15 protein-coding genes are annotated in these 18126 nt (G+C 63.6%); 9 read left to right on the top strand and 6 right to left on the bottom strand.

The window, feature by feature from the left end; translation table 11 throughout:
• The first annotated feature begins 3 nt into the window (after positions 1-3).
• From FV139_RS01905 to FV139_RS01885, 5 genes are all read left to right on the top strand, one after another.
• Entirely contained in the window at positions 4-753 is a 750-nt protein-coding gene (locus tag FV139_RS01905) for a type II secretion system protein N (RefSeq protein WP_187276353.1), read from the top strand.
• Positions 754-802: 49 nt separating this feature from the next.
• Positions 803-982: a rubredoxin gene (locus tag FV139_RS01900; protein WP_148066545.1), complete on the top strand. Its 180-nt coding sequence runs from the start codon at positions 803-805 to the stop codon at positions 980-982.
• Between the two features lie 10 nt (positions 983-992).
• On the top strand, positions 993-2831 hold the full coding sequence (locus FV139_RS01895; RefSeq protein ID WP_148066544.1) for an aminopeptidase P family protein: 1839 nt from the start codon (positions 993-995) through the stop codon (positions 2829-2831).
• Between the two features lie 83 nt (positions 2832-2914).
• Positions 2915-4267, top strand: a complete 1353-nt coding sequence (locus FV139_RS01890; protein WP_148066543.1) for a sodium-dependent transporter — start codon at positions 2915-2917, stop codon at positions 4265-4267.
• Positions 4268-4301: 34 nt separating this feature from the next.
• Positions 4302-5690 (top strand): alanine/glycine:cation symporter family protein, encoded by a 1389-nt coding sequence (locus FV139_RS01885; RefSeq protein WP_148066542.1) that lies wholly within the window; start codon positions 4302-4304, stop codon positions 5688-5690.
• A gap of 38 nt (positions 5691-5728) precedes the next feature.
• Here the strand turns inward: FV139_RS01885 and cls are convergent, their stop codons facing one another.
• Positions 5729-7168: a cardiolipin synthase gene (gene cls, locus FV139_RS01880; RefSeq protein ID WP_148066541.1), complete on the bottom strand. Its 1440-nt coding sequence runs from the start codon at positions 7166-7168 to the stop codon at positions 5729-5731.
• 104 nt (positions 7169-7272) lie between these two features.
• Positions 7273-8169: a tyrosine-protein phosphatase gene (locus FV139_RS01875; protein ID WP_187276352.1), complete on the bottom strand. Its 897-nt coding sequence runs from the start codon at positions 8167-8169 to the stop codon at positions 7273-7275.
• A gap of 213 nt (positions 8170-8382) precedes the next feature.
• On the opposite strand from FV139_RS01875, the gene FV139_RS01870 reads away from it, so the two are divergent.
• The 3 genes from FV139_RS01870 to FV139_RS01860 are packed head-to-tail and all read left to right on the top strand — an operon-like array spanning position 8383 to position 13141.
• A complete protein-coding gene (locus tag FV139_RS01870) occupies positions 8383-8724 on the top strand; it encodes an ArsR/SmtB family transcription factor (RefSeq protein WP_148066539.1) in 342 nt (113 codons plus the stop codon).
• Positions 8721-12089, top strand: coding sequence for an efflux RND transporter permease subunit (locus FV139_RS01865; RefSeq protein WP_148066538.1), 3369 nt, complete (start codon positions 8721-8723; stop codon positions 12087-12089). The genes FV139_RS01870 and FV139_RS01865 overlap by 4 nt, the downstream gene beginning before the upstream one ends.
• Positions 12089-13141 carry an efflux RND transporter periplasmic adaptor subunit gene (locus FV139_RS01860; RefSeq protein ID WP_148066537.1) on the top strand — a complete coding sequence of 351 codons (1053 nt, stop codon included), beginning with the start codon at positions 12089-12091 and terminating at the stop codon, positions 13139-13141. The genes FV139_RS01865 and FV139_RS01860 overlap by 1 nt, the downstream gene beginning before the upstream one ends.
• Positions 13142-13169: 28 nt before the next feature.
• Here the strand turns inward: FV139_RS01860 and FV139_RS01855 are convergent, their stop codons facing one another.
• The 3 genes from FV139_RS01855 to FV139_RS01845 are packed head-to-tail and all read right to left on the bottom strand — an operon-like array spanning position 13170 to position 15940.
• On the bottom strand, positions 13170-13529 hold the full coding sequence (locus FV139_RS01855) for a nuclear transport factor 2 family protein (protein WP_148066536.1): 360 nt from the start codon (positions 13527-13529) through the stop codon (positions 13170-13172).
• Positions 13530-13579: 50 nt separating this feature from the next.
• Positions 13580-14719 carry an acyl-CoA dehydrogenase family protein gene (locus FV139_RS01850; RefSeq protein WP_148066535.1) on the bottom strand — a complete coding sequence of 380 codons (1140 nt, stop codon included), beginning with the start codon at positions 14717-14719 and terminating at the stop codon, positions 13580-13582.
• A gap of 33 nt (positions 14720-14752) precedes the next feature.
• Positions 14753-15940 (bottom strand): acyl-CoA dehydrogenase family protein, encoded by a 1188-nt coding sequence (locus FV139_RS01845; protein ID WP_148066534.1) that lies wholly within the window; start codon positions 15938-15940, stop codon positions 14753-14755.
• Between the two features lie 243 nt (positions 15941-16183).
• Here FV139_RS01845 and FV139_RS01840 point away from each other — a divergent pair, with 243 nt between their 5' ends.
• Positions 16184-16933, top strand: coding sequence for an SDR family NAD(P)-dependent oxidoreductase (locus FV139_RS01840; protein ID WP_148066533.1), 750 nt, complete (start codon positions 16184-16186; stop codon positions 16931-16933).
• 30 nt (positions 16934-16963) lie between these two features.
• Here FV139_RS01840 and FV139_RS01835 read toward each other — a convergent pair whose 3' ends face one another.
• Positions 16964-18055 (bottom strand): S1C family serine protease, encoded by a 1092-nt coding sequence (locus FV139_RS01835; protein ID WP_148067035.1) that lies wholly within the window; start codon positions 18053-18055, stop codon positions 16964-16966.
• Positions 18056-18126 lie beyond the last annotated feature (71 nt).

Below are 18126 nucleotides of genomic sequence, written 5' to 3'. Positions count from 1 at the left end.
CCGGTGAGGCGTCTTCTGCCACCGGCAGTCCTGCTGCTGTTGTTTCTGGTATTCGTGGTGGCAAACGCGCCGGCCCGGCTGTTGCCGGCCCTGCTCCCGGGGGAACAGCTGCAACTGCAGGGTGTGAGCGGCACGCTCTGGCACGGCAGTGCCAGTCGGTGTCTGGTGCAGACGCCCGCGGGCCCCCTGCAACTGGGCCGGGTCGAGTGGCAGCTCAAACCCCTGTCACTGCTGACTTTTGCCCCGGCCCTCGACTTTGCCAGCCAGTGGGGTGAACAACACGCTTCCGGCCTGGTGAAGGTACGCGGCCTGAACGATGTCACCCTCGACGGCATTTCCGCCCGCGCCGATGCCGCACTGCTGCGAGCGCTGGCGCCATTGGCGGTGGACGGCCTGTTTTCCCTGCAGGCAGAGCACCTGCGCGTGCGCAACGGTCGCCCGGTGGAGGCCGCTGGCCGCCTCGTATGGGAGAATGGCGCCTGGACGGCCCCACAGGGACGTATCGCACTGGGCTCCTACGCCCTGGATTTTCGCCAGGAGGATGACAGCTCGCCGCTGGAGGGACAGGTGATCACCCTTGCCGGGCCGGTACAGGCGGTCGGTAATGCCAGCCTGGCTGGCCAGGACTACAGCGTCGATGTGCGCATCCGGGCGCAGCAGGGTGCACTGGACCCGGCCCTGCAGCGGGGGCTTTCGCTGATGGCCACCCCCGATGGCGAGGGTTACCACCTGCAACTTTCCGGGACCCTGTAAACGGTCCTGCCACGACAATCCCCTAACACCAGGTACAGGAGCCAAGAGCATGTCAGACGCCCCCTATCGCAAGTACGAGTGCGTGATCTGCGGTTTTATCTACGACGAGGCCGAAGGCCTGCCGGATGACGGAATCCCCGCTGGCACCCGCTGGGAGGACATTCCCGAGGACTGGGAGTGCCCCGACTGCGGCATCAGCAAATCCGAATTCGACCTGATGGAAGGCTGACACCATCGACATGGATGCCGCTGACACCAAGGCCGCTGATACCAGGGCCGCCGACACAAAGGCCGCCGATACAAAGGCCCGATTGGACGCCCTGCGCGCCCTGATGCGCGAGCGAGGGCTGGATGCGCTGTTGATCCCCCGCGCCGACGAATACCTTGGTGAGTATATTCCCGCCCACAATGAGCGCCTGCGTTGGGTGTCCGGATTCGCCGGGTCCGCCGGGGTGGTGGCGGTGCTGGCAGAGGCGGCGGCCATTTTTGTCGACGGGCGCTACACCGTACAGGTAGCGCAGCAGGTCGACGCGGCCTGCTTCGAGTTTTTGCACCTGGTGAATGACCCCCACCTGGATTGGCTGGTGGAACGTCTGCCCGCCGGGAGTCGGGTGGGGTGTGATCCCCGGCTCCACACCCTGCAGTGGTATCGCGAAGCCCGGGACCGGCTGGACCGGGCCGGGCTGGAACTGGTGGCCGACACCGACAACCTGGTCGATGCCTGCTGGGAGGGGCGCCCGGACCCGGTCGTCCGCGAGGCACTGCTCCTGCCAGAGCAATACAGTGGCGAGTCCAGTGTCGACAAGCGCCAGCGCATTGCCGGGTTATTGCGGCAGAGTGAAGTGGACGCTGCGCTGGTGTTTGCGCCGGACGCGGTGAGCTGGTTGCTCAATATCCGCGGTACCGATGTGCCCCTGCTGCCGGTGTTGCAGTCCTTCGCCCTGCTCGGAGCGGACGGCACCCTCACGCTGTTCGTGGACCCGCGTCGTCTTCCCGAAGGATTTGCCCGACACGCCGGCGAGGGGGTGAGCGTGGCGGCAGAGCACGAGTTCGCCGTCCACGCCGCCGCCTGGAAGGGCCGCCGGATACTGGCCGACCCGGCCCAGGCCAATGCCTGGACCCTGTTGACCCTGGAGGCTGCCGGCGCGCGACTGGTCGCGGGCACCGACCCGGTCCTGTTGCCCAAGGCCTGCAAGAACGAGCGCGAGATCGCCGGTGCACGGCGTGCCCACCTGCGCGATGCGGTGGCTGAAATTCGCTTTCTGGCATGGCTCGATGCCGAGGTGGAGGCGGGGTACCTGCACGACGAGGCGGAATTGGCGGATCAGCTTTACACCTTCCGTGCGGCGGGTGAACACTTTCACGGCGGGTCCTTCGATACCATCTCCGCCGCCGGTGCCAATGCCGCCATGTGTCACTACAACCACCTGAATGCCTCGCAACCCGGACGGCTGGCCATGGACTCCATGTACCTGCTGGACAGCGGTGCACAGTACATTGACGGCACCACGGACATCACCCGCACCATTGCCATTGGCAATCCCGGGACGGAGCAGCGTCGCCTGTTTACGCTGGTGCTCAAGGGGCATATCGCACTGGATCAGGCCCGCTTTCCGCGGGGAACGACCGGCACTCACCTGGACGCACTGGCCCGCCAGTTCCTGTGGCAGGCGGGCTTCGACTACGACCACGGAACCGGCCACGGTGTGGGCTCCTTCCTCAGCGTGCACGAGGCGCCCCAGCGGATTTCCAAGGGCTGGAACGGGGTTGCCCTGCAACCCGGCATGATTGTCTCCAATGAACCGGGTTACTACCGCGACGGCGAATTCGGGATTCGCTGCGAGAACCTGGTCGTGGTGCGGGAACTGGAGGGTGACTTCGAAATCCCGGTTCTCGGCTTCGAGGCCCTCACCCTGGTGCCCTTCGACCTTCGCCTGGTCGAGCCGGATTTGCTGGGTGCTTCCGAGCGCGCATGGCTCGACAGCTACCACCAACACGTTCTCGACACGGTCGGCCCGCTGCTGGATGAAGCCGAGCGCCAGTGGCTGGTCCGGGCCACGCGCCCACTGGGTAACTGAACTGATAGCCCCCGGGTTTTGTTGTAGACTGCGCCCTATCGCCTGTAACCACAGGCCGCAATAACAAGTTTTCGGAGATTTTTATGGCAGCAGCCGGCGGCGGGGAGCACTGGTCTTCCCGATTTGCATTTTTGATGGCCTCAGTGGGCTTCGCAGTAGGCCTTGGCAATATCTGGCGATTCCCCTATGTGACGGGTGAAAATGGTGGCGCCGCCTTTGTCATCATCTACCTGGCCTGTGCTTTCGGTATCGGGGTGCCGATCCTGATGGCTGAATTGATGGTCGGCCGCCGGGGTCAGGGGAGCCCGCCAAATGCAATGGCAAACGTCGCCGTTGAGAGTGGCCGCACCCGGGAGTGGAAGTGGGTGGGCGGTATGGGCCTGCTGGCGGCCTACACCATCGAGATCGTCTACGCCGGTATCGTCGGTTGGGTACTGTGGTACCTGTTCAAGGCGGTGACCACGGGCTTTGCCGGTGTCGACGCCGTGGCGGCCAATGCCGAATTCGCCGGGGTACTGAGTGACAACCTCGGCATGCTGTTCTGGACCCTGGTCGGTCTCGCCATTACCGGCTTCATCATCTTTGCCGGGGTCAAGGACGGGATCGAGCGCGCGGTGAGCTTCATGATGCCGATGATGTTCGTGCTGCTGGTGGGGCTGGCGGGCTACAACTACTTTGCCGGTGGCTTTGACGCCGCACTGGACTACCTGTTCGCACCGGACTTCAGCAAAATTGGTCCCGAAGCGGTACTGGCCGCCATCGGTCAGGCCTTCTTCTCCATCGGGGTGGCCATGGGCGGTATGATGACCTACGGCTCCTACCTGCCCCGCAGCATCTCGATTACCCAGTCCGTCTTTATTATTGTGATCGCCGACACCCTGGTCGCCGTGCTCGCCGGACTGGTGATCTTCCCGGCGGTGTTCAACTACGGCCTCGACCCGGCCGGTGGCCCCGGTCTCATCTTCCAGACCATGCCCGCCGCCTTCGCCCAGATGCCCGGTGGTCACATCTTCAGCGTGCTGTTCTTCGCCATGCTGGCGGTCGCCGGTATCACCTCCATGGTGGGCCTGATCGAAAGTGTGAATTCCTGGGTCGAAGGGCACTTCGGCATCTCCCGGCACAAGAGCGCGCTGATCGTGGTCGGCTCGGTCGCGGTGCTGAGTGTGTTGAGCATCCTGTCCTACAACGTGCTTGAGGGCCTGAGCCTGGGCGGCAAGAACATCAATGACACCCTGGACTATTTCTCCAACCAGATCCTGTTGCCCCTGGGCGGCCTGTTCATTGCGCTGTTCGCGGGTTGGGGCGTCAAGAAGGTCTACAGCCGGGACGAGCTGACCTCGCTCAACGCGGTGGGCTACGCGATCTGGCACTTCCTGATCCGCTTCGTGGTGCCGCTGGCACTGGCCGTTATCTTCATCCTGGGCGTCGCTGGCTGACAGCGGCGCCTGGCAGAGCCCTGGGGGAGGGATCATGCTGGCGACTGTAAACGACTTTTTGTGGGGCCAGGTGCTGGTCGTGGTGCTGGTGGCGGTGGGCCTGTTGTACACCGTTGCCTCACGGGCCGTGCAATTCCGCTATTTCGGCCGCATGTTTGGCGTGTTGCGCCAGGGGCTGCACCACGAAAAAGGCCAGGTCAGCTCGTTCCAGGCGCTGGTGGTGAGCGTGGCCGGCCGCGTTGGCAGCGGCAACATCGCCGGGGTGGCGGTGGCCATTACCCTCGGCGGGCCCGGTGCGGTGTTCTGGATGTGGGTGATCGGCCTGATGGGCATGGCCACCAGTTTCTTCGAGTGTTCGCTGGCCCAGTTGTTCAAGCGCCGGGAACCTGATGGTCGCTTTCGCGGCGGCCCCGCCTATTACCTGAGCCACGGTGTCAGGCAGCGCTGGCTCGCGGTGATCTACTCGGTGCTGCTGCTGATCACCTTTGGTTTCGGCTTCAACGCGTTGCAGTCCTACGTGGTGGCCACGTCCATGGAGTCCTCCTTCAGCGTTCCGGCCTGGGCTACCGGGCTGGTGATGGTCGTGCTGCTGGGCAGTATTATTTTTGGTGGTATCCAGCGCATCGCCACGGTCGCGGAATTTGTCGTGCCGGTGATGGCCCTGGGCTACCTGCTCGCGGCCCTGCTGGTGCTCGGCATGAACCTCGAACGCATTCCGCACATGCTGGGTCTGATCGTCAACAGCGCCTTTGGCCTGGATTCGGCGGTCGGTGGCGGCCTCGGTGTCGCCCTGATGCAGGGGGTCAAACGGGGCCTGTTCAGCAATGAGGCGGGGCTTGGCAGCGCGCCCAATGTGGCCGCTGTGGCCCATGTGCCACATCCCGCCAACCAGGGCGTAGTGCAGGCATTTTCGGTGTTTATCGACACGGTGATCATGTGCACCTGTACCGCGCTGATCATCCTGCTGTCGGATGTATACCAGCCGGGTGCACCGGATGTCGCCGGTGTGGCACTGACCCAGTCGGCCCTGGCCAGCCATGTAGGGGCCTGGGGTGCCGGCTTTGTCAGTGTGGCGCTGGTCCTGTTTGCCTTCAGTTCGATGATGTACAACTACTATCTCGGCGAGAACAGTCTCAACTTCTTCAGCGAGGAGAACCAGCACCTGTTCAATATCTACCGCTGTCTGGTGCTGGGGCTGGTGCTCTGGGGCTCTATGCAGGATCTCGGCACGGTGTTTGGCTTTGCCGACCTCACGATGGGGCTGCTCGGCCTGGTCAACCTGGTGGGGCTGGTGTGGATGTTCCGGATCGGTATGCGCCTGTTGAAGGACTATGACAGTCAGCTTGCCGCAGGCGGTCAGCCGGTGCTGAAGCCTGAAGATTATGCGGATCTCGATATTGATCCTGCTGCGTGGCGTGATTGAGTGCCCCCTGATTCAATGCCCCGGGAGCCAAAACGTTTTCAAAGAATCGGTGAAAACAGCCGCGCCACGCCAGTGGCAAAGGTGAACCACAGCGGCTTGCCGGCGAGTTCCTCGCGGGTGACCCGGCGTGAATTGACGATGTCGTCCTCAAGCATATCCTGCACCTGGCCGCAAAACTGCTGGTCGTGGACCAGCAGGGTAATCTCGAAATTCAGGCGGAAGGAACGGTTGTCGAAGTTGGCGGTGCCAATCCCCGCGACCTTGTTGTCCATCAGCAGCACTTTCTGGTGCATGAACCCGCCCTGGTAGCGGTACACCTTGACCCCCGCCGGCAGCAGTTCCCGGGTGAAGGCCCAGTTGGCCATGCCCACCACGGGGCCGTCGGGCTCGTCGGGAATGAGCAGCCGTACATCCACGCCACGTAATGCCGCCAGTTGCAGCGCCGAGACGATGCCCCGGTCCGGGACGAAGTAGGGGCTGGCGATCCAGATGCGATAGCGCGCTTCGACGATGACCTGGTGGAACATCAGGCTCGCTTCCTCCAGGGTGCTGGCGGGATCGGACGCGAACACCAGGACGTCGCTGTCGCCGCGCCGTGGCGGTTCCAACTGATGCCGGATGTCCAGGGTGGAGCGGGTTGCCCAGCGCCAGTCGGTGGCGAAGGCGAGCTCGACCCCGAGGACTGCCGGCCCTTCCAGCCTGGCGTGGGTGTCGCGCCAGAACCCGTGCCTTTTGCTCAGCCCGAGATATTCGTCGCCGATGTTGTGCCCCCCAACCCAGGCCTGCTTGCCGTCGACCACGACGATCTTGCGATGGTTGCGAAAGTTGAGTTGGAAGCGGTTCCGGTGTCCCTGGGTAGTATTGAAGGCGGCCACCTGAACGCCGGTCTGAATGAGCTGCCGGCACATCCGCGTGCGGTGGAAGTTGCGGCTGCCAATCTCATCGTACAGCAGATAGACCTGCACACCCTCCCGGGCTTTCTGCGACAGGATACGGGTGAAGCGCGAGCCGAGTTCGTCGTCGCGGATGATGTAGAACTCGATCAGGATGTAATCCCGGGCGGTCTTGAGACCCTCCAGAATACTGTGGAAGGTGGCCTGGCCGTTGACCAGCAGCTCGAGACAGTTACCACGGGTGGAGGGTGTGCGGCTGAGATTATAGAGGCTGTTGTAGAGGGGGAGCTCGTCCGAGTAATCGATCAGGAACTCGTCCAGGGCGTGATGTGTGCGCTGTAGCAAGTCCCTTGTTTCGTTGGCGATCTGTTCGCGCTGTTCGAGATAACCGTCGAACTTGTTGCGGCCGAACACCAGGTAAAGGGGCAGGGCGATGTAGGGGATGGTTAGCAATGACAGGGCCCAGGCAATAGCACCCTGGGCGGTACGCACGCGGATGATGGCGTCGACCGCACAGAAGATGGCCGACAGGTAGAAAAACAGGGCCCCCGCGGCAATCATTTGACTGTAACTGGGCAGGTTCATTGCATGGCCAGTCTAGCCTGATTGCTCCGCCAGTACACGAGGAATCTGTCGGGGGAATCCGGCCCGCCGCCGCGCCGGGCAGGCCGAATGGAATGTGAAATCGACTATTCGAGCAGGTTGTTGCGCAGGCTGTCGATATCGGCCTGGCTGAGTTGCAGGCCATCGCGCAGGTAGGCGTCAAAGCTGCCCCAGTTTTCGTCGATGCTGGCGAAGGCGGCTTCCAGCCAGGGCCTGTTTACTCCCATCATGATAGCGATCTGCCGCTCGGCTTCCTCGCCCTTGAACAGGCGCAGCAGGGTGAGGTCACGGCTGTGGGCTTCACGTGACAGGGCGTCACTGAGCATGTAGTCATCGAGGATGGTCGAGCGCGGCACGCCCAGCAATTCCAGCAGGACCGCGGCGGCGAAACCGGTACGGTCCTTGCCGGCGGTGCAGTGCCAGAGCACGGGTGAGCCTTCGGCTGCTACGAGAGTGTGGAAGAACTGCCGGAACTGGGGCGTGAATTCACCGGCGAACTGGCGATTCGCCTCTTCCATCAATGCGTTGGCGTCAAAGCCCTCGAAGTCACCGCTGTCGATACGCTGCTTCAGGTCTTCGAATATTGCCGCATTGCCCTGGTCCAGGGTCGGTATTTCTACCACCTCAAAGGTGTGCGCCTCCGGCAGCTGGTCAGGCGCCTGTGTTTTCTCGGCTCCCGAGCGGAAGTCCACCACAGTTCCCAGGCCGAGTTCAGGCAATTGCTGGAGATCGGAGCGGCTGGCTTCCGACAGGTCACCCGAGCGATAGAGTCGCCCCCAGCGGACGGTCTTGCCATCGCTGGTGGTATAGCCGCCGAGGTCGCGGAAATTGGTGATGCCCTCAAAGGCCAGTACCCGGTGTGCCGCGCGTTGCGCCGGGGGCAGCTCCGCTGGCAGTACCACGGGCTGCGAGGGAATAAACTGAATGATGACGACGGCTGCCAGGCAAGCTGCAACCGCCCATGCCCCAAGGGATTTTTTCACAGGTGCTCCACGATGGTTGTTCCACGACAATTTAAAACGGGCGCCAGCTTATCATTCCAGGGGCCATTCGTGACGCCCGGGGTGGAACGGACAGCGACAAAGCGCGAAGGCCCCCAGTGCGTTAAACCAATCTGTGCCCAGGCGGGGCGAGCGGTCTTTGTGCCTGGCGCAGGGATCAATTGATGTATTAGGTAAAACTAATATAATTGCCCAATGCCGGATACATCGAAACCAGACAGTCCCCCGGGATTTTCGCCAGACCGCTTTGCACCCGGTGCAGAAGCCGCTGAGCGTTTTCTGAAACAACTGGCCAATCGCAACCGGTTGATGGTGCTCTGTGCCCTGAGCGAAGGGGAAAAATCGGTGGCAGAACTCAATGCCCTGATCCCCTTGTCGCAATCGGCGCTCTCCCAGCATTTGGCCCGCCTGCGGGAGGAGCAACTGGTTCGGGTGCGGAGTCAGGGGCGCGTCAATTACTACCTGTTGTGCGATCCCCGGGCGGCGAAATTGCTGGCAACCCTGCACGAACTGTTCTGCGAAGAGGGTACGCAGTGACTCACGGCCCCGAGTTCACCCATCCCCTCGACCGCCTCATAGCGCGTAGTCTGCGCGGCAGTGTGCCGCGTCTGTTGGCTTTCGTCGCGCTGGTCACGGGTGCTCTCGCACTGGTATTCACGCCACGGGAGGAAGAGCCGCAGATTGTGGTGCCGATGGTGGATGTGATGATCGAGGCGCCAGGGCTTGAGCCGCGCCAGGTCGAGCGCCAGGTGGCGATTCCGGTGGAGAAACTGCTGGCGCAGATACCGGGCGTCGAGCACGTGTATTCCACCACGACGGCCGGCAGTACGGTGGTCACGCTGGCGTTTTATGTTGGCCAGGATCGCGAGACGGCCCTGTTCAACAGCTACAACAAACTGTATTCCAACCAGCATCAGATGCCGGCTGTCGTCGGTCGCTGGCAGTTGCGGCCGGTGGAAGTGGACGACGTGGCGATTCTCATGCTGGGCCTGTGGAGCAGCGAGCCGGACCGCTACAGTGACTACGAACTGCGCCGCCTGGCGGAGGAGCTCAGTGCCAGCTTGCAAGCCCTGCCGGATACCGGCGAGGTGAACGTGACGGGCGGTCGCCCGCGGCAACTGCAGGTGTTGCTGGATCCCGAGAGCCTCGCGGCCCGGCAGACCACGGCCCTGGATGTGCTCCAGGCGCTGCCCGGATCCAACGTGCTGCAGTCTGCGGGGAACTGGGTCCTGGATAATCGCTCCATCGCGCTCGAGGTGGGTGATGCGCTGCGGGACCGGTCCAGCCTGGAGGCACTGGTGGTGAACGTCGTCGATGGCGTACCGGTGTCCCTGCGTGAGGTGGCAGAGGTCGTCGACGGGCCGGCTGAAGCCGACAGCTATACCTGGCTGTCGTTTGCCGGGCGGCCGGCAGCCGGGCCCGGTGGCCGGGACTATCCCATGGTCGCGGTGAGCGTGGCGAAGCAGGCGGGCAGCAACGCCGTGCAGGTAGCTGCGGATGTGCGTGCGCTGCTGGATGAGTTGGCAGGCACCTTGCTGCCGCCGGCCATCCACGTCGAAATACTGCGCGACTACGGTGAAACCGCCGATGAGAAGGTCAATAACCTGGTGGGGAGCCTGGGTTTTGCGGTGCTGACGGTGGTGGTGTTTATCAGCCTGTTCCTGGGCTGGCGGCCAGCCCTGGTGGTCGGCCTGGCGGTGCCCATCTGCTACGGCCTGACCCTCGCCCTGGATTACGCCTTCGGTTACACCATCAACCGGGTAACCCTGTTTGCCCTGATCCTCTCCCTCGGCCTGCTGGTCGATGACCCGATTACCGGTGTCGACAACATCACCCGCTTCCTGCCCGGCGATGGCAAGGGCATGCCACGTCGTATCGTCGAAGCCATGGCGGAAATCCGCGTGCCCCTGCTCATGTCCACCCTGACGATCGTGCTGGCCTTCCTGCCGCTGGCCTTTATCACCGGGATGATGGGGCCCTACATGGCGCCGATGGCCTTCAACGTCCCCATCGCGGTGATTGGCAGCACCCTGGTGGCCTTTGTGATCACGCCCTGGGTAGCCAGTCGCCTGCTGAAGCCCTCTGTCACTGATGACACTGCTGGCGGTGGCTGGCACACCAGTCTTTACGCGCGCTGGATGCAGCCGGTGCTGGTGCGAGGCCGGGCGCGCTGGGTGGTGGTAGCCGTGGTGCTGATGTTCCTGGCCGCGGCCAGCCTGCCGTTGTTGCGCCTGGTCCCCCTCAAGTTACTACCCTACGACAACAAGAACGAACTGCAGGTGCTGGTGGATATGCCGGAGTCCGCCTCGCTGGAACAGACTGCGGCAGTCACCGGGCGCGTCGTCGCCGAGGTGCTGCGACTGCCTGAAGTGGTCGCGGTGGCGGCCTTTGTGGGCGAACCGTCGCCGGTGGATTTCAACGGGATGGTACGCGGCTATTATCGCCGTCACGGTGCCTTCATGGGGGAACTGCGGCTGAAACTGGTCGACAAGACCGAACGTGACGAACAGTCTCACGGGGTTGCCCTGCGTCTGCGCGCCCTGCTGGCGCCCCTGGCCCGGGAGGGGTTGAGCCTGAAAGTCATCGAGGTGCCGCCGGGACCGCCGGTCATGAGCACCCTGGTGGCAGAAATCTACGGCGACACCTACACCCCCTATGCCGCGCAGCAACAGGCGGCACAGACCCTGGCGCGGCGCCTCGAGCGCGAGGCGCACGTGGTCGAGGTCGATACGACGGTGCAGGCCCCCCAGGAGCGTTGGCGTTTTGTCACCGACAAGACCAAGGCGGCTCTCTCGGGGGTGGCTACTCGCGACCTGGCCGATACCCTGACCCTGGCCAATGCCGGTATCGTGGCCGGCCACTTGCAGGAGCAGCACGAGACGCAGCCCCTGCCGATTGTATTGCGGCTGGCACCCTCTGACCGGGCGGAGCGGAACGACCTCGAACGGCTGCTGCTGAAGGGAAGGGCCGGGATTGTACAGGCGAGCACCGCCCAGGGCCTGGACGCGGCCCCCCAGCCGCTGGTCGCGGTGGGTGAACTCGGCCATTTCGAGGAAGGCCATGTGCAGCAGTCGATTCATCGCAAGGACCTGCGTTCGGTAGCCTACGTATTTGCCGAACTCTCCGGGCGCACCCCCGCGGAGGTGATTGCGGATGTGGTGGCCGACCGCGGGACTGTAGGGGGTGCAGAGGGTGCAGAGGGTGCAGAGGGTGCAGGGGGCGCCGAGAGTGGCGAGCCCAGCGACTGGCATCGCCGGACCTACCTGGCCCCGGGCGGTGGAGATGGCTGGCGCGTTGCCGATGACATCGAGGTGCGGTGGACCGGGGAGGGTGAGTGGCGGATAACCGTGGACGTATTCCGGGACATGGGCCTGGCCTTCGCCTTCGCCCTCGTGGCCATCTATTTCGTGCTGCGGGCGCAGACCGGTTCCGTCGCCCTGTCACTGATTATCATGTCGGCCATTCCGCTCACCGTGATTGGCATCATGCCGGGTTTCTGGTTGCTGAACGCAGCGGTTGGCGGCGAGATTGCCGGCGCCCCCGACCCGGTGCTGTTTACGGCCACTGCCATGATCGGAATGATCGCGCTGGCCGGTATCGTGGTTCGCAACTCCCTGATCCTGGTGGAGTTCGTGACCCAGGCGCGCGCCGCCGGCGCGAGTGTCAGGGAAGCCCTGCTACAGGCAGGCTCAGTGCGAATGCGGCCTGTTTTGCTGACCGCGGGCACTACGCTGCTGGGTAATCTGGTGATCATTCTCGACCCGGTATTCAGTGGGCTGGCCCTGGCCATCATCTTTGGCATCCTGGCGTCCACACTGCTGTCGCTGGTTGTGGTGCCGGTGGTGTACCTGCTGGTGTACGAGGGGCGCGACGAGGTGCAAGTGCAGGGAGGAGTGGGGTGATGCAGAACAAACGAGCCTGGTTGTCGGTCGTTGCGGCGCTTGCGGTATTAATGCTGCTGGTGGCCTGGATGGCCGGCCTGTTCGACCAGCGATTGCCTCCCGGTCTGGAGGAGGCCGGTGTGGTGTCGCTGGAAAACAGCCGGGAGGTGGTGGCTGAAGCCGTGGTACTGCAGGAGCCCGTGTCGGGCTCGGTGGAAGCGAAGCAGGCCACGATTATCTCCTCGCGAACCCTGGCGCGGATCGAGCGGGTTCACGTCCGGGCCGGAGACTCGGTACAACGTGGAGACCTGCTGGTGGAACTGGAGCAGGAAGACCTGGCGGCCCGGGTGAAACAGGCATCCCAGCGTAGCGACGCGGTGGCCGCTCGTTTGCGCGAGGCGGAGCGAAGCTTGTCACGGGCGCTGGAGTTGCAGGCAAAGGGCCTGCTGGCGGTGGCCGACCTTGACGCTGCCCAGGCCAGCCGGGATGCATTGCAGGCTGAGTTGCAAAGCGCCCGGCAGGGCGAGCGGGAGGCGAGTGCGGCGCTGGCCTACGCCGAAATTCGCTCGCCCATCGACGGGCGCATTGTGGATCGTTTCGCCGAGCCCGGTGATACCGCAACGCCCGGGCAGAAATTGTTGTCCCTGTACAACCCACTGTCCCTGCGGGTGGAAGCGGCGGTGCGAGAGCAACTGGCACTGGCTCTGCAGCCCGGGCAGCAGCTCGCCGTCGAGTTGCCGGCGTTGGACAGCCAGGTCGAAGCGACCATCGAGGAAATCGTCCCGGCCGCCCAGACCGGGTCCCGTACCTTCCTGGTGAAATTGCACCTGCCCTACGACAACAAGCTGCTGCCTGGAATGTACGCCCGGGTGCTGATACCGGCGGGGAGCGAGAACAAAGTACTGTTGCCCCGGGACTGGGTGGCGCAGGTCGGCCAGTTGTCGGTGGTACTTGTAGCCGGGCCCGGTGGGGCACAGCGACGCTTCGTGCGTGTAGGCAGCACCCTCGACGATGGCCGGGTGGAGATTCTCTCCGGACTGGAGCCCGGGGAGTGGGTGGTGGCGCCGGAGTAGGCGCCTTGCTCCTGCCGCTGGGCGACGCTCAGGCCTGGCGCGAGTTCTCCGGCCCCCAGTAGGCGCGCATGCTGGTGACCTTGCCGGCGTCATTGAACTCGAATACGTCGATCACATCCATCTCCATGCCCGGGATCATCACCTTGAAGGGGAAGGCCACCGCATTACCCGCACAGCGCGGTGTGCCGGTCAGGGCCAGCTTGGCGCCGGCGCCCATGGCGCCCTCGTAAAAGGCGCAGATGGCCTCCATACCAATGTGGGCGTCGGTGCCTACCGGATCTTCCACCGAGGCGTCTTCGGCGAAGAGCGCGCGAATAATATTGAGGTCTGCGTTGGCAAACGCCTCGATGTAGCGATCTACAGCGGCGAGTTTAGCGGCGGTCTCCATGCTTCATTCCTTTTATCGTTGCTATGGGTTGGTATTGGGTTGCGCTTGTCTCAGTAACCACACAGGCGGGCGTAGCGGTCCTTGTGGTAGCCGGTATCTCCCAGAATCTGCATGGCCACCCGGGCGCGTTTGAGGAAAAAACCAATTTCCAGCTCGTCGGTAACGCCGATGCCACCGTGCATCTGGACGGCCTCATTGGTCACCCGCTTGGCCAGTTCGTTCAGCTTTGCCTTGGCGAGACTGGCCATGAGAGGTAGCTGCTGCGGTTGCTCGTCCACCGTGGACAGGGCCTGGAGCACCACGGACTGGCACAGCTCCAGTTCGACCTGAATCTGCGCAGCGCGGTGCTGCAGGGCCTGGAAAGTGCCGATCAATGCACCGAATTGCTCTCGCTCTTTCAGGTAGGCGACAGTGCGTGCAAAGCTCTCCTTCGCAAGACCGAGCATTTCCGCCGCCATCGCGATACGGCCACGGTCGAGGACCTGCTCCAGCAGGGGCCCCGCTTCACCGACACGGCCGAGTACCGCTTCTGCCGGCACCCGGACCTGGTCGAACTGCAGGTTGGCGGCATTGCGGCTATCGGCCATCACCGTGCGGGTACAACGCACGCCGGCAGAGTCGCGCGGTACCAGGACCAGGGTAAGGCCATTGCTGCTGTCGGGCTCCCCGCTGCTGCGGGCGACCACCAGTAACTGGTCTGCGCTGTGACCATCGAGCACAAAACACTTTTCCCCGTTGAGGGTATAGCCGTCAGCTTCTGCCGCCAACCGGGTCTCGACGTGGGTCGGGCGGTGGTGATGGTGCTCTTCAAGGGCGAGGGCCAGGGTGAGTTCACCCACCGCGAGCTGTGGCAGCAGGGTTTCTTTCTGTGTCTCGTTGCCCGCCAGCAGGATGGCGGACGCCCCGAGTACTCCGGTGGCAAACAGCGGTGAGGCGCTCAGGGTGCGGCCGCTTTCCTCGACCACCAGGCCGAGACCGGCAAAGCCGAACTCCAGGCCGCCGTAGGCTTCCGGCAGGATAATACTGGCCCAGCCCAGTTCGCACATCTCCCGCCACAGGGACGGGTCGTAACCGGTCGCGTCGCGACTGTCGCGCAGCTTGCGCAGCGCCTCCACCGGTGCGCGCTGCTGTAAGAATTCCCGCGCGGTGTCCTGCAGCAGGCGCTGCTCTTCGTTCAATACCAATGCCATGTTCTTTCCCTGACGAACCCCGGTGCTGTGTGCTCAGCCCTGGGGCAGTTGTAATACATTTTTTGCGATGACGTTGAGCTGTACCTCGGAAGTGCCCCCGGCGATAGTCATCGCCTTGGACATGGCCCAGAGGCGCAGGGTATCCAGTTCCGCGGCGCTGAAGCTCTCGCCCTCCCAGCCGAGCCCTCGGGTGCCCATGATGGCCAGCAGCAGTTCGCTCTTGATCTTCTCGGCCTCGGTGCCCGCGTATTTCATCACCAGCGGAGCGGCGCTCTGCACGCCGGCGGCCTTTTCCTCGAAGCAGCGGAAGTGGGTCAGGCCGATGGCCTGCATCTGCATTTCGTAGTCCACCAGGTCGGAGCGCAGTTGCGCATCGGCAATTTTGCCGTCGACGAAGTCGAGGTAGTCGCGCGCCGCGGCCGTCGGGGGTACCTGCAGTCGCGGCGACTCGCTGCCCATCTCCGACATCAGCTTGCGCTCGTGAACCAGCAGGGCCTTGGCGATGGACCAGCCTTTGTTGAGTTCACCCACCAGGTTTTCCTTGGGGACCCTGACGTTGTCGAAAAAGGTCTGGCAGAACTCGGATTCGCCACTGATCAGTTCGATGGGAGTGACACTGACACCTTCTGTCGCCATGTCGATCAGGAGGAAACTGATACCTTCCTGTTTCTTGGCGCCCGGGTCGGTGCGCACGAGGCAGAAAATCCAGTCGGACTTGTCGGCGTTGGTTGTCCAGATTTTGCTGCCATTGACCAGGTAGTGGTCGCCCATGTCCTCCGCACGTGTCTGCAGGCTCGCCAGGTCGGAGCCTGACCCGGGTTCGGAATACCCCTGGCACCAGCGGATTTCGCCACCGGTTATCGCCTTCAGGTGGCGAAGCTTCTGTTCCTCGTTGCCATATTCCAGCAGCGCCGGGCCCAGCATCCATATGCCGAGGCTGTACAGCGGCGTGCGCGCGTTGATGCGCTTCATCTCCTCCTTGAGCACCCTGGCCTGCTGCGGATTCAGGCCGCCGCCACCGTAGGCCTCGGGCCACTCCGGCGCGGTCCAGCCGCGCGCATGCATGCGCTCAAACCAGAGTCGGGCGTCTTCGCCGGCAAAGCTGCCGCTGCGTCCGCCCCAGTACTGCTCTTCCGGCAGCGCCGGGCTGCGCTGGCTCTCGGGGCAATTATCCTGCAGCCATTGCCGCACTTCGGTGCGGAAGGTTTCCAGTTGCTCCACCTTGATACTGTCTCCTGCGCTGTGGGCAACGTTGCATACGTTGCAAAATTTGAATGGGCCAGCTTAACGGCTGCCCCTTGGCAGGCAATGACCATAGCAGTCACCCGTGCTGACAAAATAGCACCCCCGGGCTTTCGGGCCGAATCTGTGACGGTCGGTACACTGCCGCGAACCGCACCGCGTTGACCGGGCCTGGAGCCGGGGGCATGCTGGGTCCGATAGAAATTCAGCGGAGTGTAGTGGATGCAACGATTTGATAATAAGGTGGTACTGGTGACCGGAGCGGGCAGTGGCATTGGCCAGGGCAGTGCCCTGCGCATTGCCGCGGAGGGCGGCCACGTGTTCTGTGTCGACCTCGACCAGGCTGGCCTGGAGACAACGGTGGCAATGATTCGCGAAGCCGGGGGAGAAGCTACCGGCCACAGTTGCGATGTCAGTGACGAACAGCAAGTGAAAGACTGTGTCAGCGCCTGTGTGGCGCATTACGGCAGCCTGTACGCGCTGGTCAACATGGCCGGTATTCTGCGCTTCGACGATACCCGCGAGATCGAGCTCGATAAATGGCAGAAGGTGCTGGATGTGAACCTGACGGGCGCCATGCTGTTCTGTCGCGAGGCCTTGCCCCACCTTATCGAAACCGGGGGCAGTATCGTCAATGCGGCTTCCACTGCAGCCCTCGCGGGGTTGCCCTGCGGCGCGGCCTACTCCGCGAGCAAGGGGGCGGTGCTGGCCATGACCCGCAGTATCGCCATCGATTTCGCCAAGCAGGGCGTGCGTGCCAATTGCGTCTGTCCCGGAGATATCAATTCCGGTATGACGAACGATATCGAGTGGCCGCCTACCATGGATTTCGAGCTGATGCCGCGCATCGTGTCCCTGAGCGGGGCGAAGGGGCCGGAGGCCATCAGCGGGGTGATCGCCATGCTGGCGTCTGAGGATGCCATACACATGACGGGTGAAGATGTCAGGGTAGACGGCGGCACCCTGGCCTGAGCCAACCTCAGGCCGTCTGCCCGGGGTCGCTTACTCCGAGGCCGTCAGTACAACCTCGACGGTGCGGGTACTGTCACCGTTGCGCACTTCCACTTCCAGGCTGTCGCCAGGGCGGTGCTGTTCCAACACGCTGAGGAAGTCATCGTTGCTGTCGACCTCCCGTCCGTCGATGCCGACGATGACGTCACCCAGGGCGATTTCGCCGCGGCTGTTGCGATAAGCGCCCCGCAGGCCCGCTTCCGCCGCCGGCATGCCGGGGTAGACCCTCACCACCGGCAAGCCGTCCATGCGATAGCGCCGGACCCAGCGATCGCTGGCGAGTTCCAGCCCCATGGTCGGGCGCTGGATGCGACCGTAGGCGATCAGCTGCGGAACCACCTCGCGTACGGTATTCACGGGAATGGCAAAGCCGATTCCCGCGCTGGCACCGCTCGGGCTGTAAATGGCCGTATTCACCCCGACCAGTTGCCCCATCGAGTTGAGCAGGGGGCCGCCAGAGTTGCCGGGGTTGATGGCGGCATCGGTCTGGATGACTCCGCGGATGGTGCGATTACTGGGGGCCTTGATTTCCCGTCCCAGTGCGCTGACCACGCCGGTCGTCAGGGTGGTATCCAGGCCAAAGGGATTGCCGATGGCCAGTACTTTGCGGCCCACACTCAGTTCTGAGGAGTCGCCCAGGGGCAGGGAAACCAGGTCTTCTGGTGGCTCTTCGATGCGCAGCACCGCGAGGTCCTTTTCCGGGGCGATTCCCACCACCTCTGCGTCGTGCTCACTCTGGTCCTGCAGGGTTACTGTCAGCCGGTGTGCTCCGGCAATGACGTGGAAATTGGTGACGATGAGGCCGTTGTCATCCCAGACAAAACCCGTGCCGGAACCCCGTGGAATTTCGTGGACATCCAGCGAGAAGAAGTCCCTTCGCAGGGCCTTGTTGGTCACGTTGACCACCGCCGGGCTGGCCTTTGAGTAAATTTCCGTGCTGTTGGCCTCGTCTTCGGTAGCGAAGCTGAGGTAATCGGGCGCGGCCTGGGCCAGGGCAGTACCGGTCGCCGCCAGCAGGCAGGCGACCAGCAGGCCAAACAGGCTGCGGCCGGTTGTTCCGGACAGGGGGGCAAACGCTTTCATCGACATCGGGACTCCTTGCAGTCGGGCGAGCATACAACGTCAATTCAGACAGCGCGATACGGCCTGCGGTT

Source organism: Parahaliea maris (assembly GCF_008064665.1).
Classification (GTDB): Bacteria; Pseudomonadota; Gammaproteobacteria; order Pseudomonadales; family Halieaceae; genus Parahaliea; species Parahaliea maris.
This window is presented reverse-complemented; position numbering and strand designations above follow the sequence as displayed.